The sequence below is a fragment of the Streptomyces sp. NBC_00690 genome (genome assembly GCF_036226685.1).
In the GTDB taxonomy this organism is placed as follows: Bacteria; Actinomycetota; Actinomycetes; order Streptomycetales; family Streptomycetaceae; genus Streptomyces.
This window is the reverse complement of record NZ_CP109009.1, coordinates 7313479-7337382: the sequence shown is the minus strand read 5'-3', so window position 1 is coordinate 7337382 and position 23904 is coordinate 7313479. Positions and strand designations below refer to the sequence as shown.

Genomic DNA, 23904 nt, shown 5'->3' with positions numbered 1-23904 from the left:
ATGACGGAAGGACCGGCAGTGGCCAGTTTCGATACCCCCGAACCGATCACCGCAGTGTTCGAGATCGGCATCGGGGACATCAGGCTTAGAGCGAGTGACCGTGTGGACACTGTCGTAGAGGTACGCCCGACGGATAGTTCCAAGGTGTCCGACGTCGCAGCCGCCAAACAGGTACGGGTCAATTTCTCCCGAGGGAAGTTGCAGGTCAAGACGGACTGGCGACTGCTGCGGCGGTCCAGTGCGTCTCCCGAGGAGGGCGGTTCGGTCGAGGTGAGCGTCGAACTGCCCGAGGGGTCCCAGGTGCGGGGAGGCTCGGCCTGGGCGGGACTGTACGCGGAGGGCCGTCTCGGCGAGTGCCAGTTCGAGACGGTGGAGAGCGACATCCTGCTCGATCAGACGGGGCCGCTGCGCCTCACCGCCATCTCCGGCGACATCACGGTGGCCCGGATGACGGGCCACGGTGAGATCACCAAGAAGTCCGGGACGGTCCGGATCGGTGAGATCGAGGGCAGCGCGGTGATCAAGAACGACCACGGTGCCAACTCCGTGGGAGAGGTCACCGGGACGCTCCGGGTGACCGGGGCCAACGGCGACATCGACATCACCCGCGCCTACGGCGGCGTCGAGGCCAAGACGGCCTCCGGGTGTATCCGGATCGGCGAGGTCAGACGCGGACTGGTGCTACTGACCGCCGCTTCGGGTGATGTCGAGGTCGGCATCCGCGAGGGCAGCGCAGTGAAGTACGACGTGAGCACGGTCTTCGGCACTGTGCACAACGAGTTGGATTCGGCCGAAGGACCCGGCGACTCGGTGGACGTCGTCGAAGTCAGGGTACGCACCTTCGACGGAGACGTGGCAATCCGTCGGTCCGAGTAATCCAGACCTGTCGGCGGGACGGACGACCACCCGGCCGGCGTCAGCGCGGCGGCCCGGAGCCGATCCATCCCCCGTTCGGTATCCGGGCCGCCGCAACCCAAGGTCGCTCTCCCGATGCGCGGGCGGTCCACGCGGTTCTTGGACGACGGCTCTTTGACGAGGAAAGGAACAACCATGCACACGAGCGAGGAGGTCGTGCTCGATGTCGAGGGCCTGCGCATGCGCTATGGCACCACTGACGTCCTGCACGACGTGACCTTCCAGGTGCGACAGGGCGAAGTGATGTGCTTACTCGGCCCCAACGGTGCCGGGAAGACCACCACGATCGAGGTCCTGGAGGGCTTCAGAATGCGGTCGGCTGGCCGGGTCGAGGTGCTGGGCACCGACCCGGCGCACGGCGACGAGCGGTGGCGGGCGCGGGTCGGAGTCGTCCTCCAGTCGTGGCGCGACCACGGGCGCTGGTACGTGCGCGAACTGCTCGCGCACCTCGGCAGCTACTACGCCGCCTACTCCACCGAGACGATCAAGCGGCCCTGGGACCCTGATGAGCTCGTCGCATCCGTCGGCCTCACCGAGCACGCCCACAAGAAGGTCAGGATGCTCTCCGGCGGCCAGCGCCGCAGGCTCGACGTGGCGGTCGGCATCGCGGGGCGCCCCGAACTCCTCTTCCTGGACGAGCCCACCGCGGGCCTCGACCCGGTTGCCCGCCATGAGTTCCACGAGCTCGTCGGCCGCCTCGCCCGGGAACACGAGACGACGATCCTGCTCACCACTCACGATCTGCCGGAAGCCGAGAAGCTCGCGGACCGCATCATGATCCTCGACGGCGGTCGGATCATCGGCGACGGCACGGCGGAGGAGCTCTCCCGGCGCATCGCGGGTGAGGACACAGTCCGCTGGACCCGGCAGGGGCGGCAGTACGAGCAGTCGACCGTCGACTCCACGGGGTTCACCTTCGGGCTGTTCAAGGAGTACGGCGAGGAGATCGCCGATCTGGAGGTCCGCAGGGCCTCGCTTGAGGACACGTACCTCGCCATGGTCCGGAAGGCCGAAACGAGTGACGGAACGACGTCGGAGGAGACTGCGGAGTCGGCGGGCGAGACCGCGGCCGTGAACGAAGGAGCGGCCCGATGAACCCGACGACGACGGCCCTGCGCGCGGGCTGGACCCGCGGTGTGATTGAGATCCGGCAGTCCGTCACCAACGCCGGAGACATCTTCAATCACTTCTTCTGGCCCGTGCTGATGCTGGTCGTCATGTTCTTCATGCGCGACGTCGACTTCGGCAGCAGCGGGTTCATGCTCGGCACCCTGGTGCTCCCCAGCATCCTCGGCATGAACGCGTCGATGGCCATCATCACCATGAGCCAGCACCTCACGGCCGACCGGGAGGACGGCACCCTGCTGCGGGCGAAGGCCACGCCGAACGGCATGGTGGGCTATCTCACCGGCAAGATCGTCTCGGTCTCCGGCTGTCTGATCATCGACCTCGCGATCTTCCTGATCCCCGGCCTGATCATCATCGACGGCCTGTCCGTCGGCAGCAGCGGAGCCTGGCTGACCCTCGCCTGGGTGCTCGTACTCGGACTGATGGCGACCCTGCCGATCGGCGCGGTGCTCGGCTCGATCTTCACCAGTGCGCGCAGCCAAGGGATCCTCATGCTGCCGATCCTCGCCATGATCGGCATCTCCGGCATCTTCTACCCGATCACCTCCCTGCCCGACTGGGTCCAGGGGCTCGCCCAGGTGTTCCCCGTCTACTGGCTCGGCCTCGGGATGCGCTCCGCCCTGCTGCCCGACGCTGCGGCCAGCGTCGAGATCGGCGACTCCTGGCGGCATTTGGAAACCGTGGCCGTACTCGGCGGCTGGGCGGTGGTCGGTCTGCTCCTCGCCCCCGTCCTGCTGCGCCGCATGGCGCGCCGCGAATCCGGGTCGAGCGTGGCAGCGCGCAAGGAGAAGGCCCTCCAGCGCGTGGGCTGACAGTGGTTCGTACGGACCTGTTGGGGCTCGTCACCTGGCCGATCGGCCAGGTGACGAGCCCCAACAATGTCCTGCTGCGCACTTCATCAGCGCACTCCGTCGCCCTTTCGCACCGTGTGCGGCGGCAACGCGGTCTGCCGGCGGCGCATCTCGGCCCGGTCCACGGCGAGGAGCGCGGGTCCCGTCATCGCGGTGGTGACCAGGGCCATCACCACCAGTGCCAGGAACAGCGGCGCGGTGAGCAGCCCCGCCTCGTACGCTGCGTGCAGCACGATCAGTTCGGTGAGGCCGCGCGTGTTCATCAGCGAGCCGATCCGCAGCGCGTCCCAGTGGCCCTGGCCGCCGAGCCTGGCTCCCACATAGCCCCCCACCGTCTTGCCCGCGATCCCCAGCACCAGGGCCGCCCCGATCAGCGTGATCGGTGCGGACCCGAACCCGGCGGTCAGCACGGTGATGCCGGTGACCACGAAGAAGACCGGCACCAGCGCCCGCCCGGCTCTGCTGACCCGCGCCACGGCGCTCTCCCACCGATCCGTCACCGGCACGGCGAGGCCGGCGAGTGCCGCCCCCAGGATCGCCGTCATGCCCAGGAGTTCCATCGCCGCCGCCATGCCCATCGCGATCCCGGCCGTCAGCAGCACCGGAACCCACGGCCTGCGGCACAGCACCTCCGCGATCCGGTCGCGCAGCACCAGCCGCAGCAGCGCGGCGACCAGCACACCGCAGGCGAACGTCGCCATCGCGCGCAGGAAGCCGGCGAGGCTCCCCGACCCCAGGCCGACCGCCACCGACAGCAACAGCCATGACACACAGTCGGTGACCAGGGCCGCAGTGAGCGAGAGCCGTCCCGCCCCCGTGTCGAACATGCCCCGATCGGTGAGGATGCGAGCGAGCACCGGGACGGCCGTGACCGACAGCGACACCGCCAGGACCAGCACCAACGCGGCGGTCGGTGCGGTGCCGCGCACTGCCGCATCACCGGTCAGCAGCACCCAGCCTGCCAGCAGTGCGCCCGTCCCCAGTGCGGGCACCAGCGCGCCCGCGCTCACCCAGGCGGCAGCTCGCCCCATCCGCGCGGGCGCCCCGCTGCGCAATTCGTGGGTGAGACCGACCAGGAACAGCACCAGGCCCGCCTGCGCTGTCAGTTTGAGCACCGACAGCACCTCCTTCGGTACCACCACATCGAAGGTGTCGTGCCCCAGGAGCCAGACCGCCGCGGGGCCGGCGAGCAGTCCGGCCGTCAATTCCCCGACGACTTCGGGCTGATGGGCCTTTCGCGCCGCAAAACGTCCGGCGGCGACGACGAGAAGCACCCCGCAGAGCACTGCGAGCACATGTCCCATCCGAATGAAGAACTCAGCGGAACTCACCGAATCACCTTCCTAACTACCGCCGTGGGCAGCGGATTCAGGGGAATAGGGCCATTCAGTATCACTCGCGTGATGGTGTGCTGCGGCGACTATTTCGAATTGATAGCACTGCCATAGATTCCGGATAGCCCGGCAGAGCAGACTCGTGACCGACAGGCGGGGTCCAGCCCCGCGTCGTGCCCAGCCATGTGAATTGAGGTGTGACGTGAGCGCGCAGAGTCCCGATAGGATCGTCATTGTCGGTGGCGGAACCGCCGGCTGGATGACCGCCTCCTATCTGAAGGCGGCATTCGGCGACCGGGTTTCCATCACGCTCGTCGAGTCCGGCAAGGTCGGCACCATCGGCGTCGGCGAGGCGACCTTCAGTGACATCCGGCACTTCTTTGAATTCCTCGACCTGAAGGAAGAGGAATGGATGCCGGCCTGCAACGCCACTTACAAGCTGGCCGTCCGATTCCAGGACTGGCGACGGCCCGGCCATCACTTCTACCACCCGTTCGAGCAGTTGCGGTCGGTCAACGGCTTTCCGCTGACCGAATGGTGGCTCCAGAACGGACCCACCGACCGGTTCGACAAGGACTGCTTCGTCATGGCGTCCCTGTGCGACGCGGGCCGTAGCCCACGGCAGCTCGACGGGACCCTGCTGGACGAGAGCGGAAGCGACGGGCTCGACAAGCCCATCGGTCTGACGATGTCGGAGCACCAGGGGAAGACCCAGTTCCCGTACGCCTATCACTTCGAGGCGGCGTTGCTCGCGAAGTTCCTCACCGGATACTCCGTCGACCGCGGCGTACGGCACCTCGTGGACGACGTACTCGACGTCCGGCTCGACGAGCGCGGCTGGATCGACCATGTCGTGACACAGGATCACGGCGAACTCCACGGCGATCTCTTCATCGACTGCACGGGGTTCCGCGGCGTTCTGCTCAACCGTGCACTCGATGTGCCCTTCATCTCGTACCAAGACACCCTGCCCAATGACAGTGCGGTGGCCCTCCAAGTGCCACTGGACATGAAGAAGAACGGTATCCGTCCCTGTACGACGGCAACGGCCCAGGATGCCGGATGGATATGGACGATACCGCTCTTCGGCCGTATCGGAACCGGATACGTCTATGCCAAGGACTATCTCTCACCGGAGGAGGCCGAGCGTACCCTGCGTGAATTTGTGGGGCCGGCGGGTGCCGAGGCAGAGGCGAATCACATTCGTATGCGCATCGGCCGGAGCCGCGAATCCTGGGTGAACAACTGCGTGGCCATCGGTCTTTCCAGCGGATTCGTCGAACCTCTGGAATCGACGGGGATCTTCTTCATTCACCATGCCATCGAGCAGTTGGTACGGCATTTCCCGGCAGCCGACTGGAACCCCAAGCTGAGGGGCTTGTACAACTCGGCCGTCGCCAATGTAATGGACGGCGTACGGGAATTCCTCGTCCTGCACTACAAGGGCGCCGCACGCAATGACACCCAGTACTGGAAGGACGCCAAGACGCGGGACGTGCCCGACGCGCTGGCCGGACGTCTGGAAGCGTGGCAGGCACGGCTGCCGGGATCCGAGGATGTCTTCCCCTATTACCATGGGCTGCCGCCGTACTCGTACAACTGCATCCTGCTCGGCACCGGCGGCATCAAGCCTCCGCCGTCACCCGCGCTGTCCCTCACCGATGAGAAGTCGGCACAGAAGGAGTTCGCGGCCATCCATGACAAGGCGCGGCACATGGTCGACAGACTGCCTTCGCACTACGACTACTTCGCGCGGATGCGAGGGCTCGATGCCTGATCGGACCGGCTCGATCACGCGATCGGCCGGTCGTGCCACGCCGGACGGGTTCCGCTCGATGATGAGCGGCTTCCCGACCGGCGTGGCGGTGGTCACCGCGACCGATTCGCAGGGTCGGCCGTGGGGCATGACGTGCTCGTCGCTGTGCAGCGCAACACTGGATCCGCCGACCCTGCTGGTGTGCCTGCGCGCCGCGAGCCCGACGCTGGCGGCCGTCGTGAGCAGCGGCGGGTTCGCGGTGAACCTGCTGCACGACGGCGCGCGGGCCACCGCGGAACTGTTCGCGTCGGGCTGTCAGAACCGCTTCGACCGCGTCGGCTGGTTCCAGGACGAGGCCAACGCGGGCCCGCATCTATGGACGGACGCACATGCAGTGGCGGACTGCGAGGTCGAGCGGACCGTGCCGGTCGGGGACCATGTGCTGGTGTTCGGCCGGGTGCTGACCGTGGAACAGCGCCCGGACCTGCTGCCGCTCCTCTATGGCCTGCGCCGGTACAGCAGTTGGCCCGTCGCCTGACGGCAGCACAGCCGCTCACGGCCGTGGGCTCCCGTCACGGTGGGGTCCTCCGCCGTGAGGATCGCGTGATGCACCTCGCGCAGCAGCACCCCGGGGCCCACTCCGAGTTCCTCGGCGAGCATCCGTCTGCTGTCCTCGTAGAGCGCCAGCGCCTCGGCCTGGCGGTCGCAGCGGTAGAGCGCGGTCATCAGTTGGGCCCGGAAGCGCTCGCGCAGCGGGTACTGGCCCACCAGGCGGGTCAGTTCCGGCAGTACCTCGGCGTGCCCGCCGACCGCGAGATCTGCTTCGATGCGGCTCTCCAGTACGGAGATCCGCGCCTCCTCGATGCGTGGTCGTTCAGCGTTGGTCAGATACTCCGAGACATCGGCGAGCGTCGGCCCGTGCCACAGGGCCAGCGCGGACCGCAGCAGCCGACGAGCCTCCTCGTACGCACCCGCGGCCAGCGCCCCCTGGCCGCGCTTGGCCAGCTTCTCGAAGTCGACGAGGTCGAGCGACGCGGTGCTGATCTCGATCCGGTAGCCGGGAGAGCGACGAACGATGTTCGCACCACCCACCGTCTTCCGCAGTCGGGAGACATAGTTGTAGATCTGGGCGTTGTGCGTCCCAGGTGGTCGTGAGCCCCACAGCAAAGACGTCAGATCGGTGTCGGAGAGGAAACCGGTCTCGGTGAGGAGCAGGGCCGCCAGTACGGTCCGCTGCTTCTCACCGTCCAGGGGAATCGTGGTGCCTCCGTCCCGTACTTCGACCGGACCCAGAATGCGGTACTCCATCTCACGGCCTCACAGACGACTCGGGTCGGGTCGGGATCACGAAGAGCGGAAGACCCGCTATACGCCGGGCGTCCCCTCGATGAGGTGGTAGTCCGGCATCCCGGGCTCCAACTTCATGCTGGTCTGCGCGGTGAGCATGAAGCCCGCGCCCGCCAGCAGCGCCCGGAACTCCTCAGCGGTCCGCTCCCTGCCGCCGGCGTACACGAGGTTGTTGAGGTCCGTCATTCCGTAGGTGGCGGAGTCCTCCGGCGTGAGAACGGCGGGGACCACGGTCTCCACGATCACCACCCGGCCACCGGGCGCCATCGCCGCACGGCAGTTGCGCAGGATCGCCGTGGCCTGGTCGTCGTCCCACTCCCGCAGCACATGGGCGAGGAGATAGACGTCGGCGCCCAGCGGTGCGGAGCCCAGGACATCGCCCTCCCGGACGTCGGCCCGGTCTGCGACGCCGGCGCCAGCCAGTGCGGCAGCCGCGCGCTCCAGCGCCTCGGGCCTGTCCTGCACCACACCTCGCAGACCGGGCACCGCGGTCAGTACCGCGGACAGCAGGGTGGCCTCGTCGCCGCTGAGGTCGGCGACCGTACGGAACCGGGAGAAGTCGTAGGCCGCGGTGACCCCGGCGGTGAGCACCTGGTTCCCGAGGACCTTGGCGGCGCGGAACTTCTCGGCCAGCTGCGGGTCGCGCATCAGCGCCTCGTGGGCGGTGAGACCCGTCGCGGGATTCCTCGGCGGCTGTCCGCTGCGCAGCACCTGCGGCAGATCCCCCCAGGCGCGCCACAGTTCGGGCATGGCCGAGAGCAGGATGTCGTCGCGGAGCGAGCCGGGTGTGCCGGTCATCAGCTGCCGGCCCGATGCGGTGAGTTCAAACCGATCGGCGTCCAGTTGGGCGACCACGCCGAGGCCCACCAGTGCCCGTAGCAGCCGGAGGACCGCGACCGGATCGGCGCCGGTGCGCTCAGCGGCGTCCCGATGGTCAAGCGGGCCGTCGGCGAGTGCGTCGGCGATGCCGAGCTCCGTCGCGGTGTAAAGGATCTGGGCCGGTATGTACCCGAAGGACAACTGCGCCAGCGGTTGCTCGATCGTCACGGGATCCTCGCCATGGGGGTCATGAGGTCTGCAGATGGAGGGAGTTGACACCGATCATGTCGGCGGTCGGGAAGAACTCCGGCGGTCTGTCCGGGTCCGTACGGAGCACCGGGAATCGGTCCAGGAGCTTGTTGAGCGCGACCCGGCCCTCCAGCTGGCTCAGGGCGGCACCGATGCAGTAGTGGATGCCCCGGCCGAAGCCGAAGTGCGGATTGGGACTGCGCGTCGGGTCGTAGACACCGGGCCGCTCAAAGGTGCGCGGGTCACGGTTGGCGGCGCCCAGCCACAGCTGGACCAACTGGTCCTTCGGGATGAGCTGCCCACTGAGCCGCACCTGTCTGGTGGTGCCCCGGGCGAGCGCGGCCGACGGTGGCAGTGTCCGCAGGGCCTCCTCGATGGCGCCGGGGACCAGCGATCTGTCCTTGCGCACCCGGGCGAACTCATCGGGCTCGGCGTCCAGGCACAACACGGTGTTGCCGAGGAGCATCGTGGTGGTGATGTGTCCGGTGACCAGCAAGATGTTGGCGACGTTCACGACTTCGTTGTCGGTGAGCCGCTCGCCGTCCGCCTCGGCCAGGGCCAGGTGCGTGAGCAGGTCCTGCTTCGGGTTGCGGCGGCGGTCGGCGACATGTCCGGCCAGATATTCGAGCAGGGGCTGCAACCGGTCCGTGGCATCGCGCAGGTCCTGCTCGCCCTGTTCGCTGTCGTCGAGGAACGAGGCTCCGCTGAAGCCCTCGATGATGTTGTCGGCCCACTTCTTGAACAGGTCGCGGTCGCTGTCGGGAATTCCGAGGAGCTCGGCGATGACGATGACCGGCAGCGGATACGCCAGCTCGGCGACGAGCTCGATCTCGGACTTGCCGTCCATGTCGGCGATCAGCCCGTCGGTGATCTCCGCGATGCGCGGTTCGAGACCGGCGATCAGCCGAGGCGTGAAGGCGCGACTGACCAGCCCGCGGAAGGCCCGGTGCCGGGGCGGGTCCATCTGGGACATGTCGCCCTCGATGAGCGAGGGGTCGACGCTCACGGGCAGCAGCCGCGCGGTGTCGGACGTGAACACCTCGGGGGTGCTGAGCACCTCCAGGATCTCGGGGTGGCCGTACACGCACCACATGCCCAGCTCTTCGTCGAACTGCACCGGGGACTTCGGGCGTTCGCCGCGCAGCCAGCGGTGTCCTGGGTGCACGTTCCACCGGTCGACCACCGTCGTCATCGGGATCACTCTTCTTCCGGGGTAGGGGCTCAACCGTTCAGCACGGGGAGCCTGGCCACGCCGGTGGCGTCCACCACGTGCCCGAACTTCGGCGGGTCGGCAGGGTCCGTTCGTAGCTTGGGGAGCCGGTCGAGCAGGATGTTCGTGGCGGACTTGGCCTCAAGTCGCGCCAGCCGTCTGCCCATGCAGAAGTGGACGCCCCGGCCGAAGCCGAGGTGCGCATTGGGGGAACGGGCCGCGTCGAAGGTGTCCGGGTCGGTGAAGACCCGCCCGTCGCGGTTGGCCGCGCCGCACCACGCCATGACCATCTGGTCCTTGGGGATGAGCTGTCCAGCGACCTCCACCTCGGTGGTGGACACCCGCATGACGCCGGCGAGCGGGCTGAGGAAGCGCAGGGACTCCTCGATCAGGGCCGGTACGAGCGAGCGGTCAGCGCGCACCCGCGCCGCCTGTTCGGGGAACTCCGTCAGGCACAGCACCGTGTTGCCGATGAGCAGTTCGGTGGTGTGGTGTCCGTTGATCAGCATGCGGTTCGCGATGTTGAACACCGCTCCGTCGGAGAGCCGTTCGCCCTCGAACTCGGCGTGGACGAGATGGCTGAGGAGATCCTCCCGCGGCTGCCTTCTGCGCTCCGCGGCCTGCTCGGCCCAGTAGTCCCGCATCTCACGCAACAGCCCGAACTGGTCGTCCATCGTGGCTTCCTGATCCCGGATGTCGTCCGGCGAGTCCAACTCCCCCGCGTCGTCGAGCAGCCCGTGCATCCAGCCCTTGAACAGATCACGGTCGCTCTTCGGCACGCCCAGCATGTCCGAGATCACCGCGACCGGGAGGGGGTTGGCGAAGTCGGCGACCATGTCGAAGGAGTCCCGGTGCTCCAGTTCGTCGATCAGTTCGTGGACGACCTCGTCCACCCGGGGCTGAAGGTTGGCGACGAGCTTGGGGGTGAAGGCGAAGTCGACGAGGCCGCGCAGCTTGCGGTGCTGCGGTGGGTCCATCTGCGCGAAGTCGCCCTCCTTGACCCACTCCTCGACCTCGACGTTCACCAACCGCCATCCGTCGTTGGAGAACAGCTTGGGCTGGGTGAGGACTTCGATCGCCTCGGGATAGCCGTAGACCATCCACATTTCCAGCTCTTCGTTGTACTCGACAAGCTGATCCGGGCGCTTTCCAGTCAACCAGAAATGGTCCGGATGAATATCCCACTGATCGACCGACGTAGGCACGGAATATATCCCTCCTGTGTGTGCAGGATTCTTTGGAAGGGGATTGGATTCGCAGCCCCAGTGTTCAAGCGGCGCCTTCCGCCTGTCAAGGTTGTCCTGGCGACGGGACACTCGCCGGGACGGAGGGAAGTCGGCCCATCATCGCGGCGATCTCACGCTGATTTCGCGAGGTTTCACCGGCGAACGAGCAGCGCACCCGTTCCCGGGTGCCGGATTCCTGCTCCTGGCTCAGCTTGAACATCCCGTCAGCCTGCGAAACGGCAATACGGAACGCCCCTACTCCAGGCAGGATGCGACGGAAGTAGTCCACCGAATCCGACATGTCCCACCCCGCGCCGAATCGGCCTTCCAGGGCGCGGACGGTGGCCTTGACGGTCTCCAGGGTGTCGTCTTCCGAGTCGACTCTGCTCAACAGTCCGCGGACATGAACGGCGGTGAAGTTCCAGGTGGGGGCAGCGGGAGTGATCCCGTACACGGTCGGGGACACATAGCTGTGCGGCCCGCTGAACGCCACCACGACGGGTGTAGGCGAGGCGAGGGCCGCCCATTGCGGATTCGCCCTGTTCATATGGCCCCACAGGGTGATTCCGGGCAGGTCGGACGGTAGATCTCTGAGTTGCGGATCGAGGATGACGGGCACATGCGTCGCGTACGGGGCGGCGCCGTCGTCACCGTTGCTGGACAACTGAGCCAGTGGGTTTTCGCGCACCAACTCGGCCATCCACGTCGCTTCGGGTTCACGGTACTGATCGGGAACAAACACGCATGACCCCTTTCCCGGAGTTGCAGGCGTTCTTGGCGTTCTTGGCGCGCCGAGAATAGTTTGTCGGCCGCTACTGCGGCTACCCCATTGCTGGTCGCCAAGGGTTGGAGAATCTTGTTTCTCCGGATGACTGAACCGATGTTTTCGGCATTTCGTGGAGCGGCCGTGAAGATTCTCGTACTGACTGCTCCCAGAGCGGGCAGCGAAGACACACCCCACCACCCGAATCCCCCACGTACGGCGTGTCACAAGGGTTCATGGACGGCCCCACCTCACGGCGAAGGGCCGCGCAGGTCGGACCACTTCGACGCCACCCGTGCCATCCACTCGCCAGGACACGGCGTCGCCCTCATCGCCCGTCCCCGCCTTATGACGAGCGCTGCTCCACGAGCCGGATGAACTGCCCCGCCGTCGAGTTGGCGTAGAAGTCGCGCGGCGTCACCCCGGGCAGCCCCTGTTCGCGCATCTCGCTCAGGACCCGTACCACCAGCAGCGAATTGCCGCCCAGTTCGAAGAAGTTGTCGTCGGCCATCACCTCCTTCCGCAGACAGCGGCTCCAGACGCCCAGCACCGCATCAGCGAGTCCACCGGCCCCATCGGGCGCATCCGCCGCTGTCTGCTGCCGATCCGGACGACCTGCACGACCTGCACGGCCCACCACAGGCTCCGGCAGCCGCGCCACGTCGGGCTTCCCGTTCCCGGTGAGCGGCACCGAAGCGATCTGAGTGAGCGTCGCGGGCGTCATATAGTCGGGCAGGATGCGGCTGGCCTCGTCCAGGATGCGCCGGGTGTCCACCTCCCCCCCGCCCGTCGCGGAGACGACGTACGCGTCGATCCGGCCGCTCGCCGGGTCACCAGGCACCGTCTCCCTGACGACGGCCACGGCAGCCCCGACCGCCGGGGCGTCCAGGAGTACTGACCGGATCTCGTCCAGCTCGATGCGATGTCCGCGGATCTTCACCTGGCTGTCGAGCCTGCCGAGGTGGTCGAGCGTGCCGTCAGGGTGCAGCCGGCCCCTGTCCCCGCTCCGGTAGAGCCGGTTCCCGGTGATCGGGTCCACGACGAATCTCCTCGCCGTCAGCTCCGGTTGGCCGAGGTAACGGTCAGCGACCCCCGCCCCGCCAACGTAGATCTCACCTGCCGCGCCAGGCGGCAGCACTCGTCCGGTGTCGTCCCGCACGGACACCGACCAGCCGGGCAGTGCCGCGCCCACCGAGCGGGACCGCGTCAGTACGTCCGCGGGAGTGATGGTCCGCGCGGTCACGTGCACGGTCGTCTCGGTGATGCCGAACATGTTCACCACCCGGCAGTGCGAGGGCGAGTGCCGGGCGAACCACGGTCCGAGCACCCGTACGTCCAGGGACTCGCCGCCGAAGACCAGCAGTCTGACGGGCATGGCGCCCCGCTCCTGCCCGTCGATGCGGGCCAACTGGGCGAAGGCGGAAGGGGTCTGGTTGAGGACCGTCACTCCGTGTCGGGCGATCAGTCGGTAGAACGCGTGCGTGTCCCTGGCCACCCAGTAGGAGACGACGACGAGACGTCCGCCGGTCAGCAGACAACCCCAGATCTCCCACACCGAGAAGTCGAACGCGCTCGAATGGAAGAGCGTCCACACATCGTCCGGCCCGAGCCCGAAGTCGGCGGTCGTGGCGTCCAGCAGCGCGGCCACGTTCCGGTGGGGCACGACCACGCCCTTCGGCCGTCCCGTCGACCCCGAGGTGTAGATGACGTACGCATCGTCGTCGGCGCTCCCGGGATCCGACCGCACTCCGTCGGCTCCCGGTTCAGGCGCCGGAGTGCTCAGCTGCCCCAGAGGGAGGGCACGGACACCGCCGACCGGTGGGAAACCCGAGTCGCCACCGCGGACGATCACATGCGCCAGCGATGCGTTCTCACAGATGTAACCCACCCGGTCCGCGGGGTAGTTCACATCAATCGGGACGTAAGCGCCGCCCGCCTTCAGCACGCCGAGTAATGCGACGACCAGGGAGGCGTCCCGGTTCAGGAACACTCCGACCCGGGTGCCCCGTCGCACCCCGAGGGCGCGCAGCCCCGCAGCGACCCGCTCGGCCCGCTCGTTGAGCTGCCGGTACGTCAGCTGTCCGGTGTCGTCCACCAGTGCCACCGCGTCCGGGCGCTGGTCGGCCACGTCGGAGAAGATCGCGTCGATGCGGCGCGGGGGCACGAGGGGTCCATCGCTGCGGTCGGCGCCACCGAGGCGGAGGATCTGTCCGGTGTCCTTCGAACCGACGAACGGTACGTCGGTCAGCGAGAGGCCCGGTTCCCTCCCAGTGCCGAAGTGCACGGCGAGGCGTTCGACAGATGCGCAGAACAGCTCTGCCACCCTGGGTGCGAACGCCCCCTCGTCGAACCAGCACTCCGCCTCGTACGTGCCGTCCTTCCGCTCCCTGCCGAACACCGTGAGCGGGAAGAGGGGTGCCTGGCACGGTAGGTAGTGGCGGTCGGCGCGTGCGGTGTGCAGCACGACGCCGACCGGGGGCGGCCCCTGAGCGGCATCCGCGTCCGTTCCGGCGTCGGTGTCGGTATCGGTGTCTCCATCTGCGTCTGCGCCTGGGTCGGTGATGCGCAGGACCTCGGGGCGAGTGGAACCGTGCACGGTGTCCAGGCGCCCGACGCGGACCGTGCCCGTACTGGTGTACCTGGCCAGGGTGTGCGCCACGGCGGCCAGAAGCACCTGCCCGTCCATCTCAGGCCCGCAGGGGAGGTGCAGCGAACGGGCACCGAGCATGCCGGCGCGCCCCGGGTCTCCGAGCCCCCAGGGAACGAGGGGCGCGGCACCGGGATCGTCTCCCACGCCTGTGTCGGCGTCGGCTTTGTCCGGCGCATCCGCAGCTGTCGCCCCGTACACCAGCAGATCGGCCACCGCGTTCAGCACTGCCTGTGACACCCGCCATCGATCGGCGACGAGTAGCAGGTCAGCGAGCCCGTCCGCGTACCGCAGGAGCACCGTGCGCAGCGGTACGCGGCCGCGCCCCACCGGGCGCAGCGCCTCCCGCAGCGCCCGCGCCCGCGCTGCTGCGGCGGCGTACTCCCCGGGCACCCTGGTCTCCCACAGCCGCGCCCCGCGCAGCACGGGCCACCGTTCGACGGCCTCGGCCAGGGCCTGGTGCGGTGCTGCGGTGTCGAGAGGAGCCGGGAGACGCAGGACCAGGGCGTGTCCCAAGCGACCCAGGTCGGTGATCGGGCGGCCGGACGGGGACGGTAGCCATCCCGGTTCGGCCGTCGACGCCGTGGGCGACCTGTCCCGGCCCACTGCGCTTGCTGATCGTCTCTTCGCGGCTGTCGCCATGCCTGTGGCCTCCTGCGGGCTGGGGGCGGGGTGCGGGACTCAGCGGGCGCTCTCGCTCGATCTCTTCGCCCGGATCGGGTTGTCGCCGACCGTTCGGGTTCCTCGCCCGGGCAGTGTCGATGTGCACCGGGGACGCAACGCAACGCCTCCCGGGGCCGGTTGCCGGGGCAAGGCGGATCGGATGGTCTCATCGGCTGGTGAATCCGCCGTCGACGGTGACCGTCGTGCCGGTCACCTGCCGGGAGTCATCACCGGCCAACCAGATGGCGGCCCCCGCGACGCTGGACGTTTCGACGAGCGCGTTCGTCGGTTGGTCGCGCAGGAAGACCTCTTCGTGACCGTCGACCGGGACGTCCAGCGCACGGGCTATCTCCGAGAGCATCCGTCCCTCGACGAGCGGGTTGTCGCGGACGGAGCCGGGACAGATCGCGTTGACGCGGATGCGGAACGGCGCGTAGTCGAGCGCTGCGGCCTTCGTCAGACCCACCAGACCGTGCTTGGCCGTCACATAGGCGGCAAAGTTCCGGTAGCCGACGATTCCGGCGGTCGAGGAGACATTGATGATGCTGCCCGAGCGCGCTTCGATCATCGAAGGAGCCACCGCCTTGATCATCCGCCAGGTGCCGTTGAGGTTGGTGTCCAACATCAGCAGCCAGTCCGCCTCGCTGATCTCGTGCACGGGGCGGCCCGAAGGCCCTGCGATCCCGGCGTTGTTGACCAGCACGTCGATGGCACCGAAGCGGTCCAGGGCCTCGTCGACCGCCTCCCCCACACGCACTGCATCACGAACATCGACCGCGGCAGCGATGACAGAGCCGCCCTGTTCCTCGCACATGCGTGCCGTATCGGCCAACTGGTCCCGGCTGCCGAGCGGATATCCAACGCCCTCGATGTCATGGCCGATGTCGAGCAGCAACAGATCGGCGCCCTCGCGGGCGAATCTGCCGGCGCACTCCCGGCCGAGACCGCGCGCTGCGCCTGTGATCACTGCGACTTTGCCCTTGAGCAGCATGTCCACGGCCTCCGTTCGGGGTTCCGTCATCCTCCGGCGATGGTGCGCAGCAGTTCGGCGGGCGAGTCAGCCAGATACATATGGCCGCCGGGAAGCTCGACGTACCGGAATTCCGCGCTGGTGGCGGTGCGCCACTGGCGGGCGTGTTCGGTTGAGACCAGGGCGTCGTCGACACCGCGCAGTGCGGTGACCGGCACCCGCAGCGGCTCGTCGGTGGCCGGTTTGTAGTTCTCGTGCATGGCCACGTCGGCACGGAGCACGGGAAGCAGCAGATCGCGCAGGTCGGGATTGTCGAAGGCTTGGTGCCTGTAGCCGGCGAACTCCTGGACACGCTCCAGGAACTCATCGTCACTGAGCCCTGTCGCCCGGGCGTCGCGACCGCTCCACGGTCCTGGTGAGCCGCTGACGTAGACATGACTGAGCCCGGCGTGGCCGAGCCTGGCCAGCTCATGGGCCAGCTCATAGCTCAGTACGGCTCCGAGGCTGTGGCCAAAGAGGGCGAAGTTCCCCACACCCGCGGTGAGATCGACGACGCAGGGTGCGAGCCGAGCGGCGGCCTCGGCCGCGTCGGTGAACGGTGCGTCGATGAACTGTTCCTCGCGGCCCGGAAGTTGTACGGGCAGGATCGCGACGCCCGGCGTCGGACTCTGTGCCCAGGCCCGGTAGAAGCCGGCACCGCTCCCGGCGAAGGGCAGGCACACCAGGGGCAGGACATCCGTTTCCGGCTCCGCCGCCGACCTTGACCCTGTTTCTGGAAAGGGGAGCGATGACGACATGGGGCTTCCTCGTTCTTTCTCGAAATCGGAATGAGAACGATGCCAAAACAGCCTCCGGCCGACACCGGAAAGCGCGTCGCGTACGGAATCCGTGCAGCCGCCGTTCAACGGCTGCGGGACCGGGTGGCGGTCGGAATGGCAGTTGCCGTCCACTCGGCCGCTGCCCTTTCCAGAGGCTAACCGAGGCGGTGAATGCCGTGCAATCGGTCATTGCCCCTGCCCCGCGGTGGAGTTGGACGGCGCCTGCCCGTGCCCGCCATGCGCGGGTGGGGGTTCGCTCCGTTGTCCCGTCGACAGGGCGCGGCCGGAGCTGTCCTTTGTCCTGCCGACGGGACAGGGCCGGAGCCCCGGAGCCGTTCCCGTGGGACCGACGCACGCTTGACCCCGGTAGCTCCCAGGGATGAAGCTGGGGTGGTCCCGGGGCTCTGTGCTGAGCCTTGCGGGAGTCGCATCCCGGAAATCCAGCTGGGTTTCCCGAGGATTCACATCGGCGGTGTGTCATCGCCGCATCCGATATTGACTATTGATGTCGCGGACATCAGCGCAACGCCAATCGATTCTCCGAATCCACTTGCTCGGGTGGGGTGATGCACGTGCGTGATCCGGTGGAGCCGTACCGGTCGCTGAAGGGTTCCGAAGATATGGCGATGCCGGTCCCCGGTAGGACGATTCCCGCGCTTTTTGCACTGCGGGTCGAGGAGGCTCCAGAGGCGACCGCGATCGTGGCGGGCGACGGCGGGCTCACCTATCGGGAGCTCGATGTCCGCTCCGACCGGGTGGCTGCCGAGTTGCGGCGGCGCGGGGTCGGTGCCGAGTCGCTCGTCGCGGTCGCGCTGCCGAGGTCGTTGGAGCTGGCGGTGGCCCTGCTCGGGGTGCTGAAGGCCGGCGCCGCGTATCTGCCGGTCGATCCCGACTATCCGGCGCGGCGCGTGGAGTTCATGGTGCACGACGCGCGGCCCGTCCTGCTGCTCACGGACGCGGACGGTGTGGAGGGCTTTCCCGACGACCTTCCCCGGGTGGGGCTGACGGAGCTGGAGCGGGATGGACAGGGGCCGGTGCCGGAACCGGTGCGGCACCCCGCGCGGCTCGCATACGTGATCTACACCTCGGGTTCGACGGGGACGCCCAAGGGAATCGGCATCACCCACCGCGATGTGGTCGGCCTGGCGGTGGACGAACGCTGGCAGGGTAGCGCGCACGCTCGGGTGCTGCTGCACTCCCCGCTGTCCTTCGACGCCTCGGTGTACGAGTTGTGGGTGCCGCTGCTGAACGGCGGCCAGGTCGTCGTGGACCCCGCGGCCGATCTCACCCCCGTGTCGCTGGCCGCCCTCGTGGAGCGCCACGGCATCACCGTCGTCTTCGTGACCAGCGCCCTGTTCAGCCTTCTCTCGAAGGAGGACCCGCACTGCTTCGCCGGGCTCCACGAGGTGTGGACGGGCGGCGAGCGAGTCTCTCCGCAGGCAGTGGGCAGGGCCCAGGACTCCTGCCCGGAGACGCAATTCATCAATGTGTACGGGCCCACGGAGACAACGGTCTTCGCGACCGCCCACCCGGCTGCCCCCGGTACGGCCGCCGAGGCGGACATACCCATCGGGCGGCCCCTGCACGCGATGAGCGCCCATGTGCTGGACGATGAGCTGCGGCCTGTGGCACCTGGCGCACCGGGCGAGCTGTACCTCGCGGGCATCGGCGTGGCCCGCGGCTATCTGAGCCGGTCGGCGGGGACCGCGGAACGCTTTGTGGCCTGCCCGTTCGGCCCCGCGGGTGAACGGATGTACCGCACCGGAGATGTGGTGCGGACCACCCCCGGGGGCGAACTGGTGCACATGGGCCGCACGGATGCCCAGGTCAAACTCAGGGGCTTTCGCATCGAACCGGGTGAGATCGAGGCGGTGCTGCTGTCGCACCCGGGAGTGGGTCAAGCAGCGGTCATGGTCCGCGAGGGCGAGGCAGGGGGCCCGGGCAGACAACTGGCGGGTTACGTGGTCCCCCGCGCGGCCACGGCACGACCATGCACCGACTCCACCGCCCCATTCGCTGACCACACCGACCACACCGACTGCACCGAATCCGCCGCCGCGCCCGGTAGCCCCGAGTTCGCGCTCGGGTCCGGCATCTCGGCGAGCGAGCTGCGGGGCTTTGTGACCGCCCGGCTGCCCGGGTTCATGGTGCCCGCCTCGTTCACGGTGCTGGAGGCGTTGCCGCTGACGCCCAACGGAAAGCTCGACCGGGACGCCCTGCCCGCCCCCGAGTTCACCGGAGGCGTCTATCGTGCTCCCCGCACCCCTGTCGAGGAGGTCATCGCTGGCCTCTTCGCCGAGGTGCTCGGGCTGGAGCGGGCCGGTGCCGACGATGACTTCTTCGCCCTGGGCGGCGACAGCATCCAAGCCATCCAGGTGGTCACCAGGGCCCGCGCCCAGCAGGTGACGTTCAGCTCGCGCGAGGTCTTCCAGCTCCGGACGGTCGCCCGGCTCGCCGAGGCGGCGATGGCCCTAGCCGATCAGCGGCCCGGATGGGAGTCGGGACTCGCGGAGCTTCCCGGCGGCGGCGTCGGGCCGATGCCGTTGATGCCCGTCGCCCGGTGGGTCCAGGACCTCGGGCCCGGCTTCGACAGCCTCTCCCAGGCCGTCGTCCTCGAACTGCCGCAGGACATCGACGGGGAGTCCCTCGCAGCGACCGTGGCCGCGGTGGTCGACCGGCACGACCTGCTGCGTACGACACTGACGGCGGACGGGCTGCTGACCGCTCCACCGGGATCTGTCGCCGTGGACTCGCTGATCGAACATGTCGACTGCGACGGAGACTGGGCAGCTTCGACCTGGCGGCAACTCCTGCTCGGCAAACTCGACTCCGCCGCCGCCCTGTTGGCCCCTGCAAAGGGCGTGGTCGCCCGATTCATCTGGTTCGACCCTGGCCCGAGCGCCGGCCCCGGACGGCTACTGGTGGTACTGCACCACCTGGTGGTCGACGGGGTGTCGTGGCGCATCCTGATGCCGGACTTCGCTGCCGCCTGGGACCGGATCAGAGTAGGGAAGCCCCCCGAGCTCCCCGCCGTGGGCACCTCCGTACGACGCTGGGCCCACGCCCTCGTCGACGAGGCTGCCGCCGGGCGGGTCGCCGAACTGCCCCTGTGGCAGTCGGTCGTAGCGGGCCCCGATCCGCTCATCGGGGCCCGGCGGCTCGATCCCGCCGAAGACCTCACGGCCACGGTGCACAAGACGCAGGTGCTGTTGTCTGTCGCCGTCACCGAGACACTGCTGACGGTCGTACCGAAGGCGTTCCGCGGCTCCGCCGCTGACGCGCTTCTGGCCGCGCTCGCCCTCGCGGCAGTCAAGTGGCGTCGGGAACGCGGAGTCGAGGAACCCTCAACCCTACTCAGGCTCGAAGGTCACGGCCGCGAGGAGGACGCGGTACCCGGGGCGGATCTGGCCCGTACCGTCGGCTGGTTCACCAGCGTCTTCCCCGTCCGTCTCGACCTCGCGGGGATCGACGTGGACGAGGCGATCGCGGGCGGTCCCGCTGCGGGCGCGGTGATCAAAGCCGTGAAGGAGCAGATAGCCGCCATACCCGGCAAGGGCATCGGCTACGGACTGCTGCGCCATCTCAACGAGGAGACCGCCGCCGCGCTGAGCGGCCACCCGCTCGGTCAGATCGGGTTCAACTACCTCGGCCGGTTCTCCACCGCCGACATGCCCGAGGAACTGCGCGGCCTCGGCTGGACCCAGACCGACGATCTCACCGCCTTCTCCGAACTGGCAGAACTCGACGCGGGACATGCCGCGGACATGCCTGCCCTGTCCGAGATCGACATCAACGCCATGGTCACCGACACCCCCGATGGACCCCGTCTCGGCGCGCTGTTCGGGGCCCCCACGGGAGTCCTGGCGCCTGAAGAGACCCAACACATCGCACAGTTGTGGCGCACCGCGCTGGAAGGGCTCGCCCGGCACGCCACCGCACCGGGCGCGGGCGGACTGACCCCATCGGACGTACCGCTGGTCGAGGTGGGCCAGGGCGATCTGGAGAAGTGGGAGCGCCGCTACCCCGGCATCGAGGACGTCTGGCCCCTCACCTCACTGCAAGCAGGGCTGCTCTACGAATCGCAGGCGGGCGGGCCGGAATTCGACGCCTACCAGGTGCAGTACACCCTCCATCTGTCGGGTCCCGTCGCCCCGGCCAGGCTGCGAGCGGCGGGGCAGGCGCTTCTCGACCGGCACGCCGCCCTGCGCGCCGTGTTCGTGCCTTCGGCGACGGGAGACATGGTCCAACTGGTCGTCGAGGACGTTCAGCTGCCATGGCACCAGGTGGATCTGACGGGACTCTCGGGCGCCGAGCGTGATGCGGCGTTCGCCCGACTGCTCTCCGATGACCTGGCGGAACGCTTCGACCCGCAGGCGCCGCCCCTGCTGCGCCTCACGCTGATCACCATGGAGCCGGGACGCTCCGAACTGGTTCTGACCGCCCACCACGTGCTCTTCGACGGTTGGTCGATACCGCTGCTCGCTCAGGATCTGCTGCGGCTGTACGGCTCGGGCGGCGACGCCTCCGCACTGCCCCGGGCGCGCGGCTACCGGGATTTCCTGGCCTGGCTGTCCCGGCAGGACCGCGCCGCCTCGGCCCGCGCCTGGCAGGAGGAGCTCGACGGCTTCGACGAACCCGCGCTCCTCACACCGGCCCTCGGTTTCGCCCCGCAACCGGGAACGCAGCCGGAATCCACCACTCACACCACCGAGAGCGGCGGTGTCAGCCAGTTCCCGGTGCCACTGGACGCCGACACCGCCCGGGCGCTCGCCCGCCGTGCCGCGGAGCTCGGTGTCACCCTCAACACCGTCGTCCAGGGCGCGTGGGCCATGCTCTTGGGACAGCTCACGGGACGTCAGGACGTGGTGTTCGGCGCCACCGTCGCGGGCCGCCCGCCCGCGATCCCCGGAGTGGAGTCCATGGTCGGGCTCTTCCTTAACACCGTGCCCGTACGGGTGAGATGCGCGCCCGGTGACACCATCGCAGCCGTCCTGACCGCACTGCACGAGCGGCAGGGTGGGCTCCTCGACCACCATCACCATCCACTGCACGAGATCCAACGGGCCACCGGCATTCCCGCGCTGTTCGACACCTATGTGGCGTTCGAGTCCTTCCCGCTCGACCAGGCCGGGATCACCGAGGCGAGCGAGGACGCGGGGATCAGCCTCGCCGGACTGCGGCCGTTCGCCACCACCCACTACCCGCTCTCCGTGATGGCGCTGCCCGCCGACGGCGGCGCCCCCCTGCGGCTGGTGTTGCAGTACCGGCGGGACGCCTTCGACCCCGCCACCGTGGACACCACCGCCCGACGCTTCGGACATGTCCTGCGGGACATCGCCGCCGACCCCGGGCAGTGCGTCGCCTCCGTCGATCTGCTGGATCCGGCCGAACACGACCGCATATTGCGCGAGTTCAACGACACCACCACTGACGATTTCCCGGTGACCGTCCCCGAGCTGTTCGACCGACAGTCCTCGGCGACCCCGGAGGCCCTCGCCGTCGTCTCCGGCTCGCAGACTCTGACATACCGTCAACTAAGCGATCGGGCGGACCGGCTCGCACACGTCCTGCGCGGGTACGGCGCGGGCCCCGAGACACTCGTGGCCGTGGCCCTACCGCGCACGGCGGACCTGGTGGTCGCGCTGCTCGGCATCCTCAAGTCCGGCGCCGGATACCTTCCGGTCGACCCCAAGTACCCCTCCCGCCGTCAGGAGTTCCTGCTCGCCGATGCCCGCCCGGCACTGGTCCTCACCGACCAGGACACCGGACAGAGTCTGCCCCCGGGCAACGCACCCAGGCTGCACCTGGAGGACCTGGAGCGAGTCGACGGCGAAGCGCCGCCGGGTCCCGGGCCCCGACCCGACAACGTGGCGTACGTGATGTACACCTCCGGGTCCACCGGCACCGCCAAGGGCGTCGCCATCTCACACCGCAACATCACCAGCTGCCTGCCCGCGCTCACCACATCCCTGGATGTGGGAACCGGTGCCCGGATGCTGGCCGGGGCATCCGTCAACTTCGACGTATCGGTGTTCGAGATCTTCTCAACGCTGTGCACGGGAGGCGTCGTCGAGATCGTCAGGGACATCCTGACGCTGGGCGAGCGCGACGGCTGGCGCGGCGACACCATCAGTACCGTCCCCTCGGCCTTCGCCGAACTCCTCGACCGGGTGCCGGGCCGGATCAGTGCCAGGACAGTGATGCTGGCGGGCGAGGCCCTGCCCACCTCACTGCTGCGACGCATCCGCGAGGCGATGCCCGGTGTCCGCGTCGTCAACGGCTACGGGCAGACCGAGACCTTCTACGCCACCACGTACGCCCTCGCCGGGAGCGACGAATGGGTTGGTGACGCGGCCGGCGCTCCCATCGGGGCGCCCCTCGACAACGTCCGCGTGTATCTGCTCGGGGCCGGGCTTAGGCCGGTGCCACCCGGTGTGATCGGCGAGCTCTACGTAGCGGGAGCCACCGTCGGCCGCGGTTATCGAGGGCGCGCGCCCCTCACCGCGAGCCGCTTCGTGCCCGACCCGTTCGGGCCCGCAGGCGCACGCATGTACCGCACGGGGGACCTGGCACGTTGGACCGCTGAAGGACACCTCGCGTACGCCGGCCGCGGAGATGCCCAGGTCAAGATCCGCGGCGCCCGCCTCGAACCGGCCGAGGTCGAAGCGGCCCTGACCGCGCACCCCGACGTCGACCGGGCGGTCGTCACCGTCCAGGACGACAAGGAACCGGGCGCCTCCGGTCATCTCGTGGCGTACGTGACCCCCGGTGGCAGTGCCGACGTCCTGCGCGCCTTCCTCGCCGAGAAGCTCCCCGACTTCATGGTGCCCGCCGCGTTCGTCGTCCTCGATGCACTCCCGCTGATGCAGAACGGCAAGCTGGACCGCGCGGCGCTACCCGAACCGCAGTTGACCGGCGGTGCCTACCGAGCACCCCGCGACGCCCGCGAAGAGACCCTGTGCCGGCTGTACGCGGAGACGCTCGGCACGGACCGGGTCGGCATCGACGACGACTTCTTCGCCCTGGGCGGGCACTCCCTGGTCGCGACCCGGCTGATCAGCCGGATCCGCGCGGAGCTCGGCCGGCAGGTCCCGGTCAGCACCGTCTTCCAACGTCCGACCGTCGCCGAACTGGCACGCGAGCTCGACGCCCTGGCCACCGCGAGCAGGCCCCGCCTGCGCCGAATGACCGACCGATGAGGAGACGCC

General features: G+C 68.6%; 15 protein-coding genes. 6 read left to right on the top strand and 9 right to left on the bottom strand.

Annotation, left to right across the window (positions count from 1 at the left end; translation table 11 throughout):
- Positions 1-18 precede the first annotated feature (18 nt).
- The 3 genes from OID54_RS31895 to OID54_RS31885 all read left to right on the top strand — a co-directional run bounded on the left by OID54_RS31895 (position 19) and on the right by OID54_RS31885 (position 2855).
- Positions 19-876, top strand: a complete 858-nt coding sequence (locus OID54_RS31895; protein WP_329025210.1) for a DUF4097 family beta strand repeat-containing protein — start codon at positions 19-21, stop codon at positions 874-876.
- Between the two features lie 174 nt (positions 877-1050).
- Complete coding sequence (locus tag OID54_RS31890) at positions 1051-2010, top strand: ABC transporter ATP-binding protein (RefSeq protein WP_329025208.1); 960 nt, start codon at positions 1051-1053, stop codon at positions 2008-2010.
- Complete coding sequence (locus OID54_RS31885) at positions 2007-2855, top strand: ABC transporter permease (protein WP_329025206.1); 849 nt, start codon at positions 2007-2009, stop codon at positions 2853-2855. Before OID54_RS31890 ends, OID54_RS31885 begins: the two co-directional genes overlap by 4 nt.
- An 86-nt stretch (positions 2856-2941) precedes the next feature.
- Here OID54_RS31885 and OID54_RS31880 read toward each other — a convergent pair whose 3' ends face one another.
- Complete coding sequence (locus tag OID54_RS31880; protein ID WP_329025204.1) at positions 2942-4225, bottom strand: cation:proton antiporter; 1284 nt, start codon at positions 4223-4225, stop codon at positions 2942-2944.
- A gap of 262 nt (positions 4226-4487) precedes the next feature.
- Between OID54_RS31880 and OID54_RS31875 the strand changes: the two genes are divergently transcribed.
- Positions 4488-6005 carry a tryptophan halogenase family protein gene (locus tag OID54_RS31875; protein ID WP_443055806.1) on the top strand — a complete coding sequence of 506 codons (1518 nt, stop codon included), beginning with the start codon at positions 4488-4490 and terminating at the stop codon, positions 6003-6005.
- A complete protein-coding gene (locus OID54_RS31870; RefSeq protein WP_329025202.1) occupies positions 5998-6522 on the top strand; it encodes a flavin reductase family protein in 525 nt (174 codons plus the stop codon). Before OID54_RS31875 ends, OID54_RS31870 begins: the two co-directional genes overlap by 8 nt.
- On the opposite strand, the gene OID54_RS31865 is transcribed toward OID54_RS31870, so the two are convergent.
- The 8 genes from OID54_RS31865 to OID54_RS31830 form a co-directional block, all read right to left on the bottom strand.
- Positions 6483-7292 carry an AfsR/SARP family transcriptional regulator gene (locus tag OID54_RS31865; RefSeq protein ID WP_329025200.1) on the bottom strand — a complete coding sequence of 270 codons (810 nt, stop codon included), beginning with the start codon at positions 7290-7292 and terminating at the stop codon, positions 6483-6485. The two genes, OID54_RS31870 and OID54_RS31865, sit on opposite strands and share 40 nt — an antisense overlap.
- A 57-nt stretch (positions 7293-7349) precedes the next feature.
- Positions 7350-8378: a methyltransferase gene (locus tag OID54_RS31860; RefSeq protein ID WP_329025198.1), complete on the bottom strand. Its 1029-nt coding sequence runs from the start codon at positions 8376-8378 to the stop codon at positions 7350-7352.
- A gap of 19 nt (positions 8379-8397) precedes the next feature.
- Entirely contained in the window at positions 8398-9591 is a 1194-nt protein-coding gene (locus OID54_RS31855; protein ID WP_329025196.1) for a cytochrome P450, read from the bottom strand.
- A gap of 29 nt (positions 9592-9620) precedes the next feature.
- Entirely contained in the window at positions 9621-10766 is a 1146-nt protein-coding gene (locus tag OID54_RS31850) for a cytochrome P450 (RefSeq protein WP_329025193.1), read from the bottom strand.
- Positions 10767-10899: 133 nt separating this feature from the next.
- The gene (locus tag OID54_RS31845; RefSeq protein WP_329025191.1) at positions 10900-11577 is read right to left on the bottom strand and encodes an FMN-binding negative transcriptional regulator; all 678 of its coding nucleotides are present in this window, start codon (positions 11575-11577) and stop codon (positions 10900-10902) included.
- 367 nt (positions 11578-11944) lie between these two features.
- Positions 11945-14887 (bottom strand): non-ribosomal peptide synthetase, encoded by a 2943-nt coding sequence (locus tag OID54_RS31840; protein WP_329025189.1) that lies wholly within the window; start codon positions 14885-14887, stop codon positions 11945-11947.
- Between the two features lie 187 nt (positions 14888-15074).
- Positions 15075-15929, bottom strand: a complete 855-nt coding sequence (locus tag OID54_RS31835; protein WP_329025187.1) for an SDR family oxidoreductase — start codon at positions 15927-15929, stop codon at positions 15075-15077.
- Complete coding sequence (locus OID54_RS31830) at positions 15926-16675, bottom strand: thioesterase II family protein (protein WP_329025185.1); 750 nt, start codon at positions 16673-16675, stop codon at positions 15926-15928. The genes OID54_RS31835 and OID54_RS31830 overlap by 4 nt, the downstream gene beginning before the upstream one ends.
- A gap of 641 nt (positions 16676-17316) precedes the next feature.
- On the opposite strand from OID54_RS31830, the gene OID54_RS31825 reads away from it, so the two are divergent.
- A complete protein-coding gene (locus tag OID54_RS31825; protein WP_329025184.1) occupies positions 17317-23895 on the top strand; it encodes a non-ribosomal peptide synthetase in 6579 nt (2192 codons plus the stop codon).
- Positions 23896-23904 lie beyond the last annotated feature (9 nt).

Excerpts from the sequence above, each read along its gene's own strand:
- OID54_RS31870 (WP_329025202.1), top strand. The coding sequence starts at position 5,998 with ATGCCTGATCGGACCGGCTCGATCACGCGATCGGCCGGTCGTGCCACG.
- OID54_RS31825 (WP_329025184.1), top strand. The coding sequence starts at position 17,317 with ATGGCGATGCCGGTCCCCGGTAGGACGATTCCCGCGCTTTTTGCACTG.
- OID54_RS31890 (WP_329025208.1), top strand. The coding sequence starts at position 1,051 with ATGCACACGAGCGAGGAGGTCGTGCTCGATGTCGAGGGCCTGCGCATG.
- OID54_RS31865 (WP_329025200.1), bottom strand. The coding sequence starts at position 7,292 with ATGGAGTACCGCATTCTGGGTCCGGTCGAAGTACGGGACGGAGGCACC.
- OID54_RS31855 (WP_329025196.1), bottom strand. The coding sequence starts at position 9,591 with ATGACGACGGTGGTCGACCGGTGGAACGTGCACCCAGGACACCGCTGG.
- OID54_RS31835 (WP_329025187.1), bottom strand. The coding sequence starts at position 15,929 with ATGACGGAACCCCGAACGGAGGCCGTGGACATGCTGCTCAAGGGCAAA.
- OID54_RS31875 (WP_443055806.1), top strand. The coding sequence starts at position 4,488 with ATGACCGCCTCCTATCTGAAGGCGGCATTCGGCGACCGGGTTTCCATC.
- OID54_RS31840 (WP_329025189.1), bottom strand. The coding sequence starts at position 14,887 with ATGGCGACAGCCGCGAAGAGACGATCAGCAAGCGCAGTGGGCCGGGAC.
- OID54_RS31830 (WP_329025185.1), bottom strand. The coding sequence starts at position 16,675 with ATGTCGTCATCGCTCCCCTTTCCAGAAACAGGGTCAAGGTCGGCGGCG.
- OID54_RS31885 (WP_329025206.1), top strand. The coding sequence starts at position 2,007 with ATGAACCCGACGACGACGGCCCTGCGCGCGGGCTGGACCCGCGGTGTG.